16 protein-coding genes are annotated in these 16,555 nt (G+C 58.2%); 7 read left to right on the top strand and 9 right to left on the bottom strand.

Annotated elements, in window-relative coordinates; all coding sequences use genetic code 11:
* Window positions 1-86 precede the first annotated feature (86 nt).
* Window positions 87-560 carry a YHS domain-containing (seleno)protein gene (locus AC2FIS_RS11200; protein WP_058273690.1) on the top strand — a complete coding sequence of 158 codons (474 nt, stop codon included), beginning with the start codon at window positions 87-89 and terminating at the stop codon, window positions 558-560.
* A 92-nt stretch (window positions 561-652) separates the two neighbouring features.
* On the opposite strand, the gene AC2FIS_RS11195 is transcribed toward AC2FIS_RS11200, so the two are convergent.
* Window positions 653-1,636, bottom strand: coding sequence for a quinone oxidoreductase family protein (locus AC2FIS_RS11195; protein WP_496773396.1), 984 nt, complete (start codon window positions 1,634-1,636; stop codon window positions 653-655).
* Between the two features lie 191 nt (window positions 1,637-1,827).
* Between AC2FIS_RS11195 and AC2FIS_RS11190 the strand changes: the two genes are divergently transcribed.
* Entirely contained in the window at window positions 1,828-2,685 is an 858-nt protein-coding gene (locus AC2FIS_RS11190; protein WP_496773395.1) for a DUF2189 domain-containing protein, read from the top strand.
* Window positions 2,686-2,720: 35 nt separating this feature from the next.
* On the opposite strand, the gene AC2FIS_RS11185 is transcribed toward AC2FIS_RS11190, so the two are convergent.
* On the bottom strand, window positions 2,721-3,707 hold the full coding sequence (locus AC2FIS_RS11185) for an NAD(P)H-quinone oxidoreductase (protein WP_496707349.1): 987 nt from the start codon (window positions 3,705-3,707) through the stop codon (window positions 2,721-2,723).
* Between the two features lie 55 nt (window positions 3,708-3,762).
* Window positions 3,763-4,455 (bottom strand): COQ9 family protein, encoded by a 693-nt coding sequence (locus AC2FIS_RS11180; RefSeq protein WP_496773394.1) that lies wholly within the window; start codon window positions 4,453-4,455, stop codon window positions 3,763-3,765.
* A gap of 111 nt (window positions 4,456-4,566) precedes the next feature.
* Between AC2FIS_RS11180 and rpsU the strand changes: the two genes are divergently transcribed.
* Together rpsU and AC2FIS_RS11170 are read left to right on the top strand one after the other, a co-directional pair.
* Window positions 4,567-4,773 carry a 30S ribosomal protein S21 gene (rpsU, locus tag AC2FIS_RS11175; RefSeq protein ID WP_005614280.1) on the top strand — a complete coding sequence of 69 codons (207 nt, stop codon included), beginning with the start codon at window positions 4,567-4,569 and terminating at the stop codon, window positions 4,771-4,773.
* Window positions 4,774-5,066: 293 nt separating this feature from the next.
* Window positions 5,067-6,203: a CAP domain-containing protein gene (locus AC2FIS_RS11170; protein ID WP_496773392.1), complete on the top strand. Its 1,137-nt coding sequence runs from the start codon at window positions 5,067-5,069 to the stop codon at window positions 6,201-6,203.
* Window positions 6,204-6,263: 60 nt separating this feature from the next.
* Here AC2FIS_RS11170 and ppk2 read toward each other — a convergent pair whose 3' ends face one another.
* Window positions 6,264-7,181, bottom strand: coding sequence for a polyphosphate kinase 2 (ppk2, locus tag AC2FIS_RS11165; RefSeq protein ID WP_496724508.1), 918 nt, complete (start codon window positions 7,179-7,181; stop codon window positions 6,264-6,266).
* 289 nt (window positions 7,182-7,470) lie between these two features.
* Here ppk2 and AC2FIS_RS11160 point away from each other — a divergent pair, with 289 nt between their 5' ends.
* Window positions 7,471-8,310, top strand: a complete 840-nt coding sequence (locus AC2FIS_RS11160; RefSeq protein ID WP_496773391.1) for a CPBP family intramembrane glutamic endopeptidase — start codon at window positions 7,471-7,473, stop codon at window positions 8,308-8,310.
* A 3-nt stretch (window positions 8,311-8,313) separates the two neighbouring features.
* On the opposite strand, the gene AC2FIS_RS11155 is transcribed toward AC2FIS_RS11160, so the two are convergent.
* Window positions 8,314-8,772: an Lrp/AsnC family transcriptional regulator gene (locus AC2FIS_RS11155; RefSeq protein WP_058278916.1), complete on the bottom strand. Its 459-nt coding sequence runs from the start codon at window positions 8,770-8,772 to the stop codon at window positions 8,314-8,316.
* 138 nt (window positions 8,773-8,910) lie between these two features.
* Between AC2FIS_RS11155 and ald the strand changes: the two genes are divergently transcribed.
* A complete protein-coding gene (ald, locus tag AC2FIS_RS11150) occupies window positions 8,911-10,029 on the top strand; it encodes an alanine dehydrogenase (protein ID WP_282121384.1) in 1,119 nt (372 codons plus the stop codon).
* A 194-nt stretch (window positions 10,030-10,223) separates the two neighbouring features.
* On the opposite strand, the gene AC2FIS_RS11145 is transcribed toward ald, so the two are convergent.
* Window positions 10,224-11,036 (bottom strand): mechanosensitive ion channel family protein, encoded by an 813-nt coding sequence (locus tag AC2FIS_RS11145; RefSeq protein ID WP_496724512.1) that lies wholly within the window; start codon window positions 11,034-11,036, stop codon window positions 10,224-10,226.
* A gap of 211 nt (window positions 11,037-11,247) precedes the next feature.
* Between AC2FIS_RS11145 and AC2FIS_RS11140 the strand changes: the two genes are divergently transcribed.
* Window positions 11,248-11,946 carry a glutathione S-transferase family protein gene (locus tag AC2FIS_RS11140; RefSeq protein WP_496773388.1) on the top strand — a complete coding sequence of 233 codons (699 nt, stop codon included), beginning with the start codon at window positions 11,248-11,250 and terminating at the stop codon, window positions 11,944-11,946.
* Here AC2FIS_RS11140 and AC2FIS_RS11135 read toward each other — a convergent pair.
* From AC2FIS_RS11135 to pheT, 3 genes are all read right to left on the bottom strand, one after another.
* Complete coding sequence (locus tag AC2FIS_RS11135; protein WP_496773387.1) at window positions 11,927-13,534, bottom strand: GMC family oxidoreductase; 1,608 nt, start codon at window positions 13,532-13,534, stop codon at window positions 11,927-11,929. The genes AC2FIS_RS11140 and AC2FIS_RS11135 overlap by 20 nt on opposite strands.
* Before the next feature lie 73 nt (window positions 13,535-13,607).
* On the bottom strand, window positions 13,608-14,054 hold the full coding sequence (locus tag AC2FIS_RS11130; RefSeq protein WP_496773386.1) for a YtoQ family protein: 447 nt from the start codon (window positions 14,052-14,054) through the stop codon (window positions 13,608-13,610).
* 81 nt (window positions 14,055-14,135) lie between these two features.
* Window positions 14,136-16,532 carry a phenylalanine--tRNA ligase subunit beta gene (gene pheT, locus AC2FIS_RS11125; protein ID WP_496773385.1) on the bottom strand — a complete coding sequence of 799 codons (2,397 nt, stop codon included), beginning with the start codon at window positions 16,530-16,532 and terminating at the stop codon, window positions 14,136-14,138.
* Window positions 16,533-16,555 lie beyond the last annotated feature (23 nt).

Below are 16,555 nucleotides of genomic sequence, written 5' to 3'. Positions count from 1 at the left end.
CGGGTCTCACGGACAAAAAAACTCTTGGGTTGTCTGGGCGCAATTTTCTGCGTCACGTGGCAGCCCCTTCACGAAAGGTGAAAACAATGAACAAGTTCAAATCTCTTATCGGCGGCGTCGCGCTGTCTGTTGCCATTGCAAGCTCGGCTCTGGCCGCTGGTGTTGAACTGAACGCAAGCTCGACCGGTCTGGCCATGCAGGGCTATGATCCGGTTGCCTACTTCACCGCTGGCGAGCCGACCAAAGGTGACTACCGCATCACCACACTGCACAACGACGCGATGTATCGCTTTGCCAATGAAGAAAACAAAGCCGCGTTCGAAGAAAACCCCGAGGCCTACCTGCCTGCATATGGTGGCTACTGCGCATTCGGCGCTGCGATGGGCTTCAAGTTTGACGGTGACCCGACCTATTGGAAGATCGTCGACAACAAGCTGTACCTGAACCTGTCGCAAGACATCCAGCAGCGCTGGGAAGGTGACATCCCTGGTTTTGTCGAACAAGCCAGCGCCAATTGGGAAACCATCGCGGATAAAACACCGGCGGAACTGCAGCAATAATTTCTGACATTCCCCAAATAGGCGGCGGCAGAGTATTCTGCCGCCGCTTTTCGTTTCAATATCAAACACCAACGAGCCGGGTTCAATCGGCCTTATGGCTCCAGAACCGTGCTGCCTGTGGTCTGACGCGCTTCAAGCACCCGATGCGCCTCGGCCACCTGATCCAACGGGAACCGCTGGTCGATGTGGATTTTGACCTCGCCGCCCTCAACCTTGCCGAACAGCCGCCGTGCCATTGCCTGGCAGACGGAAGGGTCGGCGATATGGGTGAACAGGGTAGGTCGGGTGATTTTCAGGGAACCTTTCTTGCCCAGAATCCCGATGTCCATCAAAGGAACCGGACCTGAGGCATTGCCGAATGAGATCATCATTCCCAAAGGCTTCAGGCAGTCCAGCGAGCCATTGAACGTGTCCGCGCCGATAGAATCCATGACCACATCCACGCCTTTGCTGCCGGTGATTTCGGCCACACGTTCGGCAAAGTTCTCGGTCCGGTAGTTGATGCAATGCGCAGCCCCATTGAACTGCGCGAGGCTGCATTTCTCATCTGTCCCGGCTGTTCCGATCAGGGTGATGCCCTCAGACTTGGCCCATTGGCAGGCAATCAGACCAACGCCACCAGCAGCCGCGTGAAACAGAACCGTGTCACCCCGTTTCAATGGCGTTGTCCGGTGAAACAGATACTCGACCGTCATCCCCTTGAGCATCATCGCCGCAGCCGCGTCAAAAGAAATCCCTTCGGACAACGGACACACCTGCGCCGCTGGCATCACGCGCGCTTCGCAATAGGCCCCGGCGGGTGCTGCGGCATAGGCCGCGCGCTGGCCCGGTTTCAGATGGGTAACACCTTCGCCGACGGCCTCAATCACACCTGCCGCTTCCATGCCCAGCGCGTGCGGTAAATCCATCGGGTACAACCCGGTGCGCTGATAGACATCAATGAAGTTCAGCCCACAGGCCCGGTGGCGGATGCGAACCTCGCCGGGTCCGGGGTCGCCCAAGGGCCGGTCTTCGATCTTTAGAACTTCGGGACCGCCGTGTTCATGAATGACGACGGTTCTTGCCGTTTGCTGCATGCTGACCTCCTGTTGCCTGACGCCAAGCTAACACGCCTGTGAAACAGGGCAATTGGTAGGTTTTCGCTGCCGCGCAACCACAACGGGAAAAACTGTGCTATACTGGGGTCTGAGCGTTGCCGGATGGTCCGGCCAAAGGCAACCACCGCCGGATTCAACCCGTTGCGCACTGGCAAAGTGAGGGGATCAAGATGGCCAAAACAATAGGAAATCCGATCAGTTGGGCCGCCCGAAACATCGGCGCAACCGGCGATCATATTACCGAAAGCGTGCACCACATCGGCAGCGCGGATACCCGACATCTGCCGCAGGTGCAAACACTGTCGATGCAGGACCTGAAGGCCTGTTTGCAGGCCGGATACAATGATTTTCTGGAAACACGGGCGGATGCCATTTTCATCATACTGGTTTACCCGATTGCAGGTCTGCTGATGTTCGGGTTTGGCCTTAATCGCAACATGGTTCCCCTTCTGGCTCCGCTGATCATGGGTTTCGCACTAGTCGGTCCGATAGCAGCCGTGGGCCTTTACGAAATCAGCCGCAAACGCGAGCAAGGCGGCGAGGTGCGTTGGCTGGACGCCTTGGGCGTCTTCCGGTCCCCGTCCTTCGGTGCAATTCTGGCTTTGGGGTTCTATCTGGTCTTGCTGCTGCTGGTCTGGCTGATGGTCGCGCAGAGCATCTATGTACATACGCTTGGGCCTGATCTGCCCACCTCACTCGGGGCTTTCGTGACTCAGGTGTTCACCACGGGCGCAGGCTGGTCCATGATCATTTTCGGCAATGCGATCGGGTTTCTATTCGCGCTGGTCGCATTAGCCATGAGCGTCGTCAGCTTTCCATTGCTGTTGGACCGTCCTGTCGGGCTGCCGGTGGCGGTCGTGACGTCCGTCCGGGTGTTGCGGCATAACCCCGGTGTCATTTTGGCATGGGGGTTCATCGTAGCGGCCCTGTTGATCATCGGAGCCATCCCGATGCTATTGGGGCTGATCGTTGTCATGCCAGTCCTGGGCCATGCAACCTGGCATCTTTACCGCCGTGCAGTGGTCTGATCGAAAAAAGCGCGGGATATACCCGCGCCAGAGTTTTAACCAGCGACCTTGAGGACAATCTTGCCGATGTGGCCCGAGCTTTCCATCCGCGCATGGGCGGCCGCCGCCTCGGCCAGATCGAACTCACTGTCCATGACGGGGGCCACCTTCCCAGCCTCCAGCAATGGCCAGACAGCCTCGCGCAGATCCTGCGCAATCTTCGCCTTTGCCAGATCGCTTTGCGGGCGCAAAGTACTGCCCGTCAGGGTCAGGCGTTTGACCATCATCATCGCAAAGTTCAACTCGACCTTCGGCCCTTGCAGGAAGGCGATCTGAACCAGACGCCCATCCTCGGCCAGAGCTTTGACGTTGCGCGGGATATAGTCGCCACCAACCATGTCGAGGATCAGGTTCGCCCCACCCTCAGCCCGCATGACGCCCACGAAGTCCTCATCCCGGTAATTGATCGCCCTCTCGGCCCCGAGGTTCACACAGGCCTCGCATTTCTCAGCAGATCCGGCGGTTGCAAACACCCGCGCACCAAACGCGTTCGCCAGCTGGATCGCTGTTGTGCCAATGCCGCTGGACCCACCATGCACCAGAAACCGCTCACCTGCCTTCAGACCGCCGCGCGTGAAGACGTTGGACCACACAGTAAAGAAGGTTTCGGGCAGGCACGCGGCCTCTTTCATCCCCATTTCCGAAGGAACTGGCAGACAATGCGCGGCGGGTGTGGCCACATATTCCGCATAACCGCCACCGGGCAGCAAGGCACAGACCTGATCGCCGATGGCCAGACCCTCGACCCCGGCACCAACGGCAACAACCTCGCCCGATGCCTCAAGCCCCGGCAAATCACTGGCACCCTGCGGCGGATCATAGGCCCCGGCACGCTGCAGCGCGTCCGGGCGGTTCACACCCGCATAGGCCACTTTCAGGATCACCTGTCCGGCTTGCGGTTCCGGCACCGGGCGTTCCGTCAGTTGCAGAACATCCGGGCCACCGGGTTTGGTGATTTCGACAGCGCGCATCATCTGGGTCATGGGCAAATCTCCTTTGCCCAATGCCTAGCAGGCAATTTCTGGAAGGCCCAGACGCTTACTTGCGCGGGTTCAACATACCCGGCAAATCAGCCCGCATCTTCGTCGGCGCTTTTACCTGACCGGCCAACCAGTTCGGCACCGCCAGAAACGGTTTGAACAACGGGTTGTCCTTCACCTGCGCCTTGATCTTTTCGAACTGCATGACGTTGTCTATCCGCCGATCCAGAAACTCCCATGTTTTCTGGTGATCGGGGGAATCGTCACCCAGCCAAAACAGCAGAGTCGAGGAATAGACGCCCGACAACGTCGCCCGTTTCGTGTACCAGTTCACGTCTTCCGAGGAATCGCCCAGCGTGTCCCAGATCAGATCGCAGGTCTGCCACAAGGCTTTTGCCCCATCGGCCGCGTGGGTGGGCAGCGAAAACAACGTCATACCCCGGCGAACAAGCTCTTTGTCCGGAACCGCCTCAAGCCGGAACCGAACTGCAGCGGCGATTCGCTCGCGGAACTTCAACTCGCTCAGGTCCGAGGACTTCAGCCGATCCTCCATCGCCGCGTCGCCGCGCGCGTGAAAGGCCAGTGCCAGATCAACCGCGCCACGGGGACAGATCGCGCGCGCCAGCGTGTCATCCATATCGCAATCTAAGATAGCTGCACGAAAGCTGGCTTCGGACCAGCCGTCAAACGGCACATGGATCAAAATCGCGTCCAACAACTGCTGCTTGGCGTCTTCATATGTGGTGGTCATGGCGGTTCTCCGGTTCTGGGGACCAGTACTAGACAAGATAGAACGGCTTTGCTATACGGCCAATTCCTGCAATTTCCTTGCAACTCTATCTAGAAAGGTGGTGACAACCACATGCAGGTTAGTGTTCGCGACAATAACGTCGATCAGGCGCTTCGTGCCCTGAAGAAAAAGCTGCAGCGCGAAGGCGTGTTCCGCGAAATGAAGCTCAAGCAACATTTCGAGAAACCGTCCGAGAAAAAAGCGCGCGAGAAAGCTGAAGCGATCCGCCGTGCCCGTAAACTGGCACGTAAGAAAGCACAGCGCGAAGGTTTGCTCTAAAACCTCGCTCGTCCAGCTTTGGATGACACTATTTGACGACCCCCGAGGCATCGCCCGGGGGTTTGTCGTTTTCAGGGTCGGATGATTTATGCCGACTCGGGCCGCCTACGCGCGACAAGCTGCCATTTTCCCCTCAGCAACATTTTGCCCGGCATTTTGCAGCGCAGCGAATCCCGTTGCGGCAGCACTGCCCCGCCAAAACTCGCCTCTAAACACGCCATCCCTATCAACGCAGTATCGAGCCTTTGTAACTGGCGCCGTCTACCACGACAAAAAACCAATCGGAGGCAAAAATGTCGACTGCAAGTAGTATCGAACAAGAAATGCTGGCGCTGATTAACCAAGAGCGCACATCCCGCGGGCTGGACCCCCTACAGCTTGAAACGCGCCTGAACGACTCGTCCGAGGATCACAGTGAATGGATGCTGGAATCGGATGTCTTCAGCCACACCGGCTCGGGTGGTTCCAGCGCCACGCAGCGGATGGAAATGGCCGGGTTCGACTTCTCGGGCAACTGGCGGTCAGGTGAAAACATCGCCTGGCAATCCGAGCGCGGCGCGCCAGGCATCAGCGATGACGTCGCCCAGCTTCATCAGAACCTGATGAACAGCCCCGGTCACCGCGCCAATATTCTGAACCCCGATTTCAAATACATCGGGATCGGCATTGAAACCGGCGACATGCAGGGTTTTGACGCTGTGATGGTGACGCAGAATTTTGCTGCCACCCAGGGTGAGGTCATGCTGGACAACGGCTCCACCACTCCGCCAGCGCCGACGCCACCGGTTGAAGAAACCCCGCAGCCCGAAGAGCCGGTTGCCGAAGTGCCAGAACCCGAGGTTACAGAGCCTGAGGAACCGGTAGCCGAAGTGCCTAACCCTGAAGTTACCGAGCCCGAGGAACCGGTGGCCGAAACGCCTGACCCTGAAGTTACCGAGCCCGAGGAACCGGTGGCCGAAGTGCCTGACCCAGAAGTTACCGAACCCGAGGAACCGGTGGCCGAAGTACCTGACCCAGAAGTTACCGAGCCTGAGGAACCTGTGGCCGAAGTACCTGACCCTGAAGTTACCGAGCCCGAGGAACCGGTGGCCGAAGTACCTGACCCCGAAGTTACCGAGCCCGAGGAACCGGTGGCAGAAACGCCCGGAACGGAAGAACCCGAAGAGTTTGCCTGTTTTGACGTTCAGGAGTTTCTTGCCGAGATCCGGGCATTCGTCCAATCGATTCAGGCGCAGTTTGACCAGTTTGATTGGAACGACACGGACTATGCCGATGCGGAACCCGAAACCGACGATTTCGATATGGTGATGACCGGCGGTGACAATCCTGTGGACGATGTTGAGACATGTTCTGACATGGCCGGCGACAATTCAGGTGATGTCTTTGTGTTCAACTATTATGATTTCGACTGCATGATGGACGCCGCTTAACGGATACCACGGTGCGAGGCGGGGGCGATCCTGCCTCGCACCAATTTCTACTTCAATAGTTCAATAGACCTTGGGAACATACAGATCGTCCGGCAAAATCCGGCGTTCATATTCCGGGTTATACTTTCGATCCGGCAGATCGACCTTTTCCTGCGGCACATCCGAATACGGGATCTTGGTCAACAGGTGTTCGATACAATTCAGGCGTTCGCGCTTTTTGTCGTTGCCTTCGACGATGTACCAGGGCGCTTCGGGAATGTTCGTGCGAAACAACATGTCCTCTTTGGCCTTGGTGTAGGATTCCCACCGAATGCGCGATTCCAGATCCATCGGCGACAGCTTCCACTGCTTCATCGGATCGTGAATGCGCATCAGGAATCGCAACTGCTGTTCTTCGTCGGTGATCGAGAACCAGTATTTCAGCAGGATGATCCCCGACCGCACCAGCATCCGTTCGAATTCGGGAACGTCCTGAAAGAACTGTTCGACCTGATCTTCACTGGCAAAACCCATGACCCGCTCGACGCCCGCACGGTTGTACCAGGACCGGTCGAACAGAACGATTTCGCCAGCTGCGGGCAGATGCGGCACGTAGCGTTGGAAATACCACTGGCTTTGTTCCCTGCGACTGGGTGCGGGCAACGCAACCACACGCGCAACACGCGGGTTCAGGCGCTGGGTAATCCGCTTGATTACCCCCCCTTTACCGGCACTGTCGCGACCTTCGAACAGGATGCACACTTTGGCACCGGTGTGTTGAACCCAATCCTGAACCCTGATCAGTTCGGCCTGCAATCGCAGCAGGTTCTGGAAATAGACCTTGCGGTCCAGCATGTCAGGATGCTGTTCCTTATAGATCTTGCGAACTTCCATCGACAGCATCGGCTCGCTGAATTCGATTTCGAGATCTTCATCCAGCGTGTCTTCGAGCTCGGCTTCCAGCCAGTCTTTTGGGGCATCATTGTTTTGGTAAGCCAAGATCTGCTCCTTATCAGTCAACGGGTTCCGACCATACCCAGAGAGTGTGACCGCCTGATGTCATCAGATACAATTGATGAACGCTCCGCGCCGGTTCAATTTCAAGTTGGTGCGGGGCCGTAAAACAGACAGACGTTCGGTCATTCCTATAATTGAACCGACCTGCGCCTAGATACAAGCGTCCGATTTGACGCAACGCCAGCAGTTAGGCACAGGCTGATCCTTGCACGGCCTTGCCATTTGGGGTTGTCCGACGGCATCAATACGCACCTGAATACATGAGAGAGCCGTGGCGCATTTTGTATCCCTTCTGCCATTGATGTGGCCCTGGTCCATACTGATCGCCGGCATGGTCAGTGCGGCCTCGGGCCGGCGGCAACTTGGCCTGACGCTGCTGTTGGTGTTTGGTCTTGCCGCCCTCGCCCTGGGGCTGGTCACGCCTTTGGCTGTTGGAGTTGTTGCTGCCGGATTGTTGGGGGCTGCGGCCCTGAACCATCTTACAGGCACCGGCGCGGCGGTTGGCCACGTCATGTTGATCGGCTGGTGTCTTGCATTGGGCGCGCATCAGGTGCCCGGTTTTCAAAACCTGCTGGTACTGGACCGGGTCTATGCCGGGCCGGACAGTTCGGCGTTTTCAATGTACTTGAATCTGGACAAGCCAATGGTGCTGTTCGCGGTCCTGCTGGCCTGGCCGGGAATGACCGATTCAGCGAGACCTGTCCGGAGAACACCCTTGCTAGTGGGCCTCGCGACCTTGCCCGCCCTCTTCGCCTTTGGGCTGGCCGCGCAGGCCATCCGGCCAGAACTCAGCCTACCACCTTGGTGGCTGATTTTTGCATTGTCGAACCTGTTTCTGACCTGCCTGACGGAAGAGGCTTTTTTCCGCGGTTACCTGCAGTCGCTTATTGCTTCCAAACTTGGTGCAGCACGTGGCGTAACTCTGGCCAGCATTCTGTTTGGTCTGGCACATTTTGCCGGGGGTCCGGCCCTAGTCGCTTATGCCGCGATTCTTGGCGCGGCCTGTGGTTTGGGATTTTATGCGACCGGTCGGTTGTGGGTGCCCGTTATGATGCATTTCGGCTTCAATGCCGTACATCTGATCCTGTTCACCTACCCGACCCCAGCCTGACGGTCACACCGGTAAGGCCGTCGTCTTGAACACAGTGCGCAAAGCAAATGAGCTTTGCATTTGCGCCACGCCGGGCAAACGCGACAGGTACTGACGGTGAATTCGGGCGAAATCCTCGGTGTTCTCGGCGACAACCTTCAGAATATAGTCCGCCGTCCCCGCCATAAGATGACACTCCAGAACGTCGGGAATACGCGCCACCGCTTTTTCGAACGCGTCCAGAAGCTCTTCGGCTTGCCCCTGCAAGGTGATCTCAACAAACACGGTGGTCGGGACGTTCATCTTGCGTGCGTCCAGCAGCGCAACATAGTTTCGGATGTACCCTTCGGCCTCAAGCCGTTGGACCCGCCGGTGACATGCCGATGGCGACAGATTCACCTGATCTGACAGCTCAGCATTCGACATCCTGCCGTTTCTCTGCAGGGCGGCCAGAATCTTTCTATCGGTCGTGTCGAGGCTCATACGCGCAAGTCCTTTGCAAGAAATTCCAATAATACCGAAGATTCTCGCAAAGAAAACCCAAATGACGGGCAGAGTTTCACAGAAATTGCATCCTGAATTGCACATAATTTGGGCAGTTTATGAATGGAGGAGCGAGAAATGAAAATCGGTTGCCCCAAGGAAATCAAACCCCAGGAATTCCGTGTTGGCATGACCCCCAACGCTGCGCAAGAAGCTGTTGCGCGCGGCCACGAGGTCATCATTGAAACCAATGCCGGCATGGGTTCCGGCTTTGACAACGACTCGTACGTCGCCGCAGGTGCGCGTATCGTCGACACCGCAGAAGAAGTTTTTGCGACCGCAGACATGATCGTAAAGGTCAAAGAACCTCAGGCGGTCGAGCGCAAGATGCTGCGTGAAGGCCAGCTGCTGTTCACCTACCTGCACCTGGCACCTGATCCAGACCAGACCCACGACCTGCTGGCGTCGGGCTGCACCGCGATTGCCTATGAGACCGTAACCGACCGCAACGGCGGCCTGCCGCTGCTGGCGCCGATGTCCGAAGTTGCCGGTCGTCTGGCACCTCAGGTCGGTTCGTGGACCTTGCAGAAGGCCAATGGCGGCCGCGGGGTTCTGATGGGTGGCGTTCCCGGCGTTGGCCCGGCCAAAGTCATCGTGATCGGCGGCGGCGTTGTTGGCACGCACGCAGCCAAGATCGCGGCCGGCATGGGCGCTGATGTCACCGTTTTGGACCGGTCTCTGCCACGCCTGCGCTACCTCGACGACGTCTTTGGCGGTACATTCAAAAGCCAGTACTCGACAGCTGGCGCAACGGCCGAGCTGATCCAGGAAGCCGACATGGTCATCGGTGCGGTTCTGATCCCCGGCGCTGCGGCACCCAAGCTGATCTCGCGCGCACAACTGTCCACCATGAAACCCGGTGCGGTTCTGGTTGACGTTGCGATCGACCAGGGCGGCTGCTTTGAAACCTCCAAAGCGACCACCCATGCCGATCCGATCTATGAAGTGGACGGCGTCATGCACTATTGCGTGGCCAACATGCCGGGCGCAGTTGCGCGAACCTCAACCATCGCATTGGGCAACGCGACTATGCCGTTCCTGCTGGCACTGGCGGGTAAAGGCTGGAAGAAAGCATGTCAGGACGACCCGCATTTGCTGGCAGGTCTGAACGTCCATGCCGGTCAGCTGACTTACGAAGCTGTTGGTACGGCGCTGGGTCTGGATGTTGTCTCGCCCGAGGCAATCGTCAACGCCTGAAGCACTCCCGCCCCTGAAAGGAGCCGCTAAAGCGGCTGCTTTACAGCGTTGGGCATGGCGGCGCGCCTTTGGCGCGCCGCTTTTCTTTTGATCGAACGACTTTTGCACCGACAAAAAAACGCCGCGCTAAAAGCGCGGCGCCGGGCCCAAACGGAGGAGGGCATTTCCAATGCCCGCGCGACGGGCGGGAGAATTTACCCTTCTTTGTGAATTTCCACAGAATGCGGGTAGGGAATCGAAACGCCTTTGGCGTCAAACGCTTCCTTCACGGCTTTGGTCAGGTCGAACTTCACATCCCAATAGTCCGCGGCCGCGCACCAGAGGCGCGCCGTCAGATCGACCGAGCTGTCACCCAAGTTTGTCACACGCACCCAAGGTTCCGGATCACTGTGGATACGGTCATCGGCCTTTGCCACATCCAGAATGATCTTCATCGCCTCATCAGCGCTGTCGCCATAATCGATACCGAACACCAGATCGACACGCCGCGTGTCATGCGCCGAGTAGTTCGTGATGATCGATCCCCAGGATTGCCCGTTCGGAACGATGATCTGCACGTTATCCGGCGTCACCAGCTCTGTCGTGAACAGGTTCAGATCCTTAACAGTGCCTGCGGTGCCGCCGATATCGACATACTGACCCAGCTTGTAAGGGCGGAAGACAACCAGCATAACGCCCGCAGCAAGATCGCTCAGCGTTCCCTGTAGGGCCAAACCGATGGCCAGAGAAGCAGCACCCAAAATGGCGACGATGCTTGTCGCCTGAATGCCAAAGATGCCCAGCACTGCAACCAGTACCATGGCCAGTATGACCCATTTCACCAGACTGGCGACGAAATTCCCAAGCGTCTGATCAATATGCGGTGTCGCATTGATCCGGCGCCGGACTACACCGGCAATGGCGCCAGCAATGATCCATCCAAGGATCAGTACGACCAGCGCTTTGACCGCGCTTATGATCAGCGGGGCATAGGCACCCACCTGTGTTACGACCTCATCCACGCGCATCTCCTTTCGATTCACGGCAAACCCGCGTCTCTCAGCGCGGGATTGGCGGAATAGTGATCCATAAGCGCGCTTCGGTCTAGGTGTGAGATACGCAGGTTTTCCCCGTTGTTCTCACGTAAACAGCCCCTGACCTTGTATGCACAGCCCGGATACTGGCAAGACTGGGCAATTGTACCTACCTATTGCTGGCAACCCATGACAGGAGCCCCCCATGCTGGACACCGCCTCTCACCCGATAACGGCCCGCTGGCCTGCGCAGTTTCCCGACAGGATTCAGCTCTATTCTTTCCCCACGCCGAACGGCGTCAAAGCGTCAATCATGCTGGAAGAAACCGGCCTGCCCTATGAAGCCCATCGGGTTACGCTTTCGGACTCGGATGTCAAAAGCCCTGAGTTCCTGTCGTTGAATCCCAATAACAAGATCCCTGCGATTATTGACCCGAATGGTCCGGATAGCACACCCATTGGTCTGTTCGAAAGCGGAGCGATCCTGATATACCTCGCCGAGAAAAGCGGTAAGTTTCTGGGTCAGACCAAAGCCGACAAATATCGCGTGATCCAATGGGTGATGTTCCAGATGGGTGGCATCGGTCCGATGTTCGGGCAACTAGGCTATTTTCACAAATTCGCAGGCAGCGAGATCGAAGACCCGCGCCCCCGCGAACGCTATGTGAACGAAGCCAAGCGACTGCTGAATGTCCTGAACCAACAGCTTGAAGGTCAGGATTGGATTGCCGGAGACTATTCGATTGCCGATATCGCAATCGCACCGTGGCTGCGCGGGCTCGAATTCTACAATGCCCACGACCTTGTTGGTTGGGAAGACCACGCCAATCTGGTGGCGTATCTCGACCGGTTCCTGGAGCGACCCGCAGTGCAAAAAGGCCTGGTTACGCCGCCCCGGGACTGATTGCTTCGGCGATCTTTTCGGCAATCATGATAGTGGGCGCATTGGTATTGCCGCCGACCAAAGTCGGCATGATTGATGCGTCCACCACCCGCAGCCCATCGACCCCACGAACCCGGCCTTCGGTATCGACAACGGCCATATCGTCGACCCCCATCTTGCAGGTGCCCACCGGGTGATAGATCGTGTCGGCACGGCTGCGGATATCAGCCTCCAAGGCCTGATCACTGCCGTCATGGGCATAGAGCCGCTTTTTGCGCCAGGGTTCCAGCGGTTCGGATTCGAGAATTGATTCCATGATACGAGCCCCGCGCTTCAACAGATCCAGATCGCGGTCATCACTGAGATAAGCCGGATCAATACGCGGCGGCTCTTCTGCCCGGTCCGAGGTTAGCCCAACGCTGCCCCTGCTGAACGGGCGCAACACACAGACATGGCACGAATACCCGTGCGGCAAGTGAATCTTGCGCATGTGGTCATCAACGATTCCGACAACAAAGTGCAGTTGAAGATCCGGTTTGGAAACGGATGGATCGGATTTGAAGAACGCGCCGCCTTCGGCAAAGGGGGTCGCAAACAACCCCTCTCCGGTGCGGCGCCAGTCCAACCCCGCCTTAGCCAGGTTCCATAGCCCGCCCGGGGTCAGCCCGATGACATCCTTACGTTTCGAATGATAGCTGAGGACATAGTCCAGATGGTCCTGCAGATTCTGACCAACGCCGGGCAAGTCGTGCAGAACAGGAATACCGTGCTGTTTCAACTCGTCTTCGGGCCCGATACCGGACAGCATCAGCAATTGTGGCGAACCAAAAGCACCCCCCGAAAGGATGACTTCCCGGCGGGCGCGAACTTCGACTTCTTTGCCTTTCTGACGCAGCAAAACCCCGGTTGCGCGCTTTTTGTCAAAAAGGATCTTCTGGGCTTCTGCCCCTGTCATGATTGTCAGATTGGGTCGCGTTTTGACGCCCCGCAAATAGGCCGCAGCTGCCGAGCAACGTTCACCCTTATGCGCCCCGTCGTGGAACTGCGTGACCTGATACAGGCCCGCGCCTTCCTGTTCCGGCCCGTTGAAATCCTTTGTCTCGCGAATTTGTTGCTGGCCGCAGGCTTCGACAAACGCATGAGAGATTGCCCGTGGCTCAGACTGATCCGACACGTGCAAAGGACCGTCACCGCTATGGAAATCATCCGCACCGCGCGCATTGCCTTCGGCCTTGCGGAAGTAAGGCAGGACACTCTTCCAATCCCATCCTTCGCACCCCAAATCCGCCCATTCATCATAGTCGCTGGGATGCCCACGCACATATAGCATCGCGTTGATCGCCGATGAGCCCCCCAGCGCCTTGCCGCGTGGCTGAAACCCTTTCCGACCATTCAACCCGGGTTGGCGCACCGTTTGAAAAGCCCAATTGTTCAGCTTGGGTCGCCCCGATACCATGGCCGCCACCAGGGCGGGAGCCCGGATCACCAGATCCTCACCCGCCCCGCCCGCTTCGATCAGGCAAACGCTTGTGTCTGGTTGTTCGCTCAGCCGCGCGGCCATCACACAACCAGCGGACCCGCCGCCCACGATGACGTAATCGAATTCCATGGCTGTTCTCCCCTACTGCCCTATCAGACGGTAGAAAGCGCTCTGAATTCAGGCAAGCGAAACGTAGCGTGAGCTATTTTGGCAGGGCGCCCGTCAGAACATAGCGCAGCACATCAACCACTTGGCCCGGATGCTCGGCCACGGCCAGTGCCGCCGCATCCACCTCTTTCAACGCGTGTTGGTGGTCAGGGCCGTGCAGCACAATCAGTGATTTCCCCAGCGCCGCGGCGTAACCCGCGTCAAATGCCGCGTTCCACTGTTTGTACTTCTCGCCGAACCGGACCACGACCACATCGGCATCCGCAATACCCTTGCGCGTGCGGATCGCGTTGACCATAGCGCCCTTGTGGTCATGCCAATACTTGTTCGGCTCGGCCCCCAGAATGGCTACACCGCAATCGTCGCTGGCCGCGTGATCGGTGACCGGACTGTTGAACGTGATGTCCAACCCCTGCGCGCCGTCGATGATTTGCTCACGCCAGTCGGTGTGGATTTCGCCAGATAGGTAAACGTTCAGCATCTATTGTCCTCCGCAAAAACAGAAAGGGCGCGACCGCCCCTTCATCTTTTCAAAAACACTCCCGCCAGCGGCGGCCAAGCATCAACCGCGTAATGTACCGCCTGTTGCCTTGGTAACCTTGGCGATGATCTTTTCGGCCACAGCTTCGATATCTTTTTCCTTCAGCGTCGCATCCGTCGGCTGCAGGCGCACAGTAATGGCCAGAGATTTCTTGCCTTCACCCAGGCTGCCGCCAATGAATTCGTCAAAGACGCGAACGTCCTCGACCAAAGCTTTGTCGGCGCCGGCTGCGGCGTTCACCAATGTCAGCGCCTCGACGCTCTCGTCGACGACGAATGCAAAGTCACGCTCGACCGCCTGCAAATCACGCAGTTCAAGCGCGGCGCGGGTAGCGCCGGATTTACGCGGCAGAGGCACCTCTTCTGGCCAGATGGTGAAGGCCATCGCCGGGCCTTTGATGTCCATCGCCTGCAACACGCGCGGATGCAGTTCGCCAAAGACACCCAACACCTTTTTGGGACCCAGGCAAATTTTGCCGTGACGACCCGGATGCCACCAGGCGTCACCGTCGCGCAGGACCTGCACCTTGGCGGGTGCACCAATGGCCATCAGCACGGCCTCGGCATCCGCCTTGGCATCGAACACGTCAATCGGGCGCGAGGCACCGTGAACGTCCTTGGGGCCGTTGCGACCGACAAGCAGACCGGTGATCTGGGTTTTCTGATCGCCGGGCTCACCGTCATGGAAAACCGGGCCAACCTCGAACAGCGCGACATCTGCATACCCGCGCGCCTGATTGCGGGCGGCGGCCTGCAGCAGACCGGGCAGCAAGTCGGGACGCATATGGCTCATCTCGGACGAGATCGGGTTTTCCAACTGCGTCGCTTCATCCCCACCACCAAACAGCGCGGCCGAAGCCTGATCAATGAACGTATAGCTGACGCATTCGTTGTACCCCAGCGCCGCGCAGGTACGTCGCGCCATCGACTGACGCCGCTGCGTCGGGGTCATCACCGCCTTGGGAATACCATCCGTCACACGCGGCAGCGGCTTGCCCTGCAATTTAGTCAGGGATGCAATCCGCGCGACCTCTTCCACCAGATCAGCTTCGCCCATAATATCGGGACGCCAGCTGGGGACATGCGCCATCTCGCCTTCCAGACGAAAGCCCAAGCGGGTCAGGGTCTGGCGTTGCTCGCTTTCCGGAATGTCCATGCCCACCAACGACTGCACGCGTTCAGCGTCCAGCTTGTAGGCGCGCGAGTGATCCGGTGCCTTGCCAGCTTCGACCACTTTCGAGGCTTCGCCACCGCAGATATCCAGGATCATCTGCGTTGCATGTTCTAACCCTTCCAGCGTGTATTCAGGGTCTACGCCACGTTCGAACCGATAACGCGCGTCCGAGGTGATCTTAAGCGCACGACCGGTCAACGCGATCTGCACATGATCCCAAAACGCGCTTTCAAGGAACACATTCACGGTGTCCTCGGTACAGCCGGTTTCCTCACCGCCCATGATGCCGGCAATCGACTCCGGGCCCTTATCGTCCGAAATCACCATCATACCGGGCTGCAGGGTGTATTCTTTCTCGTCCAGCGCAACCAGCTTTTCACCGCCTTTGGCACGGTGAACGCGCAGGTTGCCCTGCACCTTGTCCGCATCGAAAACGTGCAGCGGGCGGTTCTGGTCGAACGTCATATAGTTGGTGATATCCACCAAAGCTGAGATCGGGCGCAGGCCAATTGCCTTCAACTGATCCTGCAGCCATTGCGGGCTGGGGCCATTCTTGACCCCTTTGATCAGGCGACCGGTGAAATGCGGCGCACCGTCCAGCGTATCTTCGTCGATCGTCACCTTGATCGGGCTTTTGAACTCACCCGGCACCGGTGTATAGCCGCGTTCTTTCAGCGTACCGACGCCACGTGCAGCCAAATCGCGAGCGATCCCGGCCACGCCCAGCGCATCGGGGCGGTTCGGCGTGATCGCGATTTCGATCATCGTATCGACCTTTGCCGGCTCGTTCTCGGTCAGCCAGTCGACGAACTTGTCTCCAACCTCGCCCGAGGGCAGCTCGATGATGCCGTCATGTTCTTCTGACAGCTCCAGCTCCCGCTCCGAGGCCATCATGCCAAAGCTTTCGACGCCGCGGATCTTGCCCACGCTGATCGTCAGATCCAGACCGGGGATATACATGCCCGGCTTACAGACCACTACCGTGATACCTTCGCGTGCGTTGGGCGCGCCGCAGATGATCTGCAGATCGCCCTCGTCAGTCGCAACAGTGCACACGCGCAGCTTATCCGCATCCGGGTGCTTTTCCGCGTGTTTCACATAGCCCAGCGTAAAGCCTGCCAGACGGTCCGCCGGGTTCACGATCTCTTCGACTTCCAGTCCAAGATCGGTCAGCGTCTCTGCAATCTCATCCACCGACGCATCGGTGTCGAGGTGGTCTTTCAGCCAGGAAAGAGTGAATTTCATCGGTCGGTTTCCGCCAGTAAATC

The organism is Ruegeria sp. CDSB113 (assembly GCF_059611045.1).
Note: the sequence above shows the minus strand (reverse complement) of the source record. Positions and strands in the feature narration are given on the sequence as shown.

Coding starts and splice junctions, on each gene's coding strand:
- AC2FIS_RS11130 (WP_496773386.1), bottom strand. CDS start 14,054: ATGCTGAACGTTTACCTATCTGGCGAAATCCACACCGACTGGCGTGAG.
- AC2FIS_RS11135 (WP_496773387.1), bottom strand. CDS start 13,534: ATGGAATTCGATTACGTCATCGTGGGCGGCGGGTCCGCTGGTTGTGTG.
- AC2FIS_RS11185 (WP_496707349.1), bottom strand. CDS start 3,707: ATGACCCAGATGATGCGCGCTGTCGAAATCACCAAACCCGGTGGCCCG.
- pheT (WP_496773385.1), bottom strand. CDS start 16,532: ATGAAATTCACTCTTTCCTGGCTGAAAGACCACCTCGACACCGATGCG.
- AC2FIS_RS11145 (WP_496724512.1), bottom strand. CDS start 11,036: ATGCGCGTGGATGAGGTCGTAACACAGGTGGGTGCCTATGCCCCGCTG.
- AC2FIS_RS11190 (WP_496773395.1), top strand. CDS start 1,828: ATGGCCAAAACAATAGGAAATCCGATCAGTTGGGCCGCCCGAAACATC.
- rpsU (WP_005614280.1), top strand. CDS start 4,567: ATGCAGGTTAGTGTTCGCGACAATAACGTCGATCAGGCGCTTCGTGCC.
- AC2FIS_RS11180 (WP_496773394.1), bottom strand. CDS start 4,455: ATGACCACCACATATGAAGACGCCAAGCAGCAGTTGTTGGACGCGATT.
- ald (WP_282121384.1), top strand. CDS start 8,911: ATGAAAATCGGTTGCCCCAAGGAAATCAAACCCCAGGAATTCCGTGTT.
- AC2FIS_RS11155 (WP_058278916.1), bottom strand. CDS start 8,772: ATGAGCCTCGACACGACCGATAGAAAGATTCTGGCCGCCCTGCAGAGA.
- AC2FIS_RS11140 (WP_496773388.1), top strand. CDS start 11,248: ATGCTGGACACCGCCTCTCACCCGATAACGGCCCGCTGGCCTGCGCAG.
- AC2FIS_RS11170 (WP_496773392.1), top strand. CDS start 5,067: ATGTCGACTGCAAGTAGTATCGAACAAGAAATGCTGGCGCTGATTAAC.
- AC2FIS_RS11200 (WP_058273690.1), top strand. CDS start 87: ATGAACAAGTTCAAATCTCTTATCGGCGGCGTCGCGCTGTCTGTTGCC.
- AC2FIS_RS11195 (WP_496773396.1), bottom strand. CDS start 1,636: ATGCAGCAAACGGCAAGAACCGTCGTCATTCATGAACACGGCGGTCCC.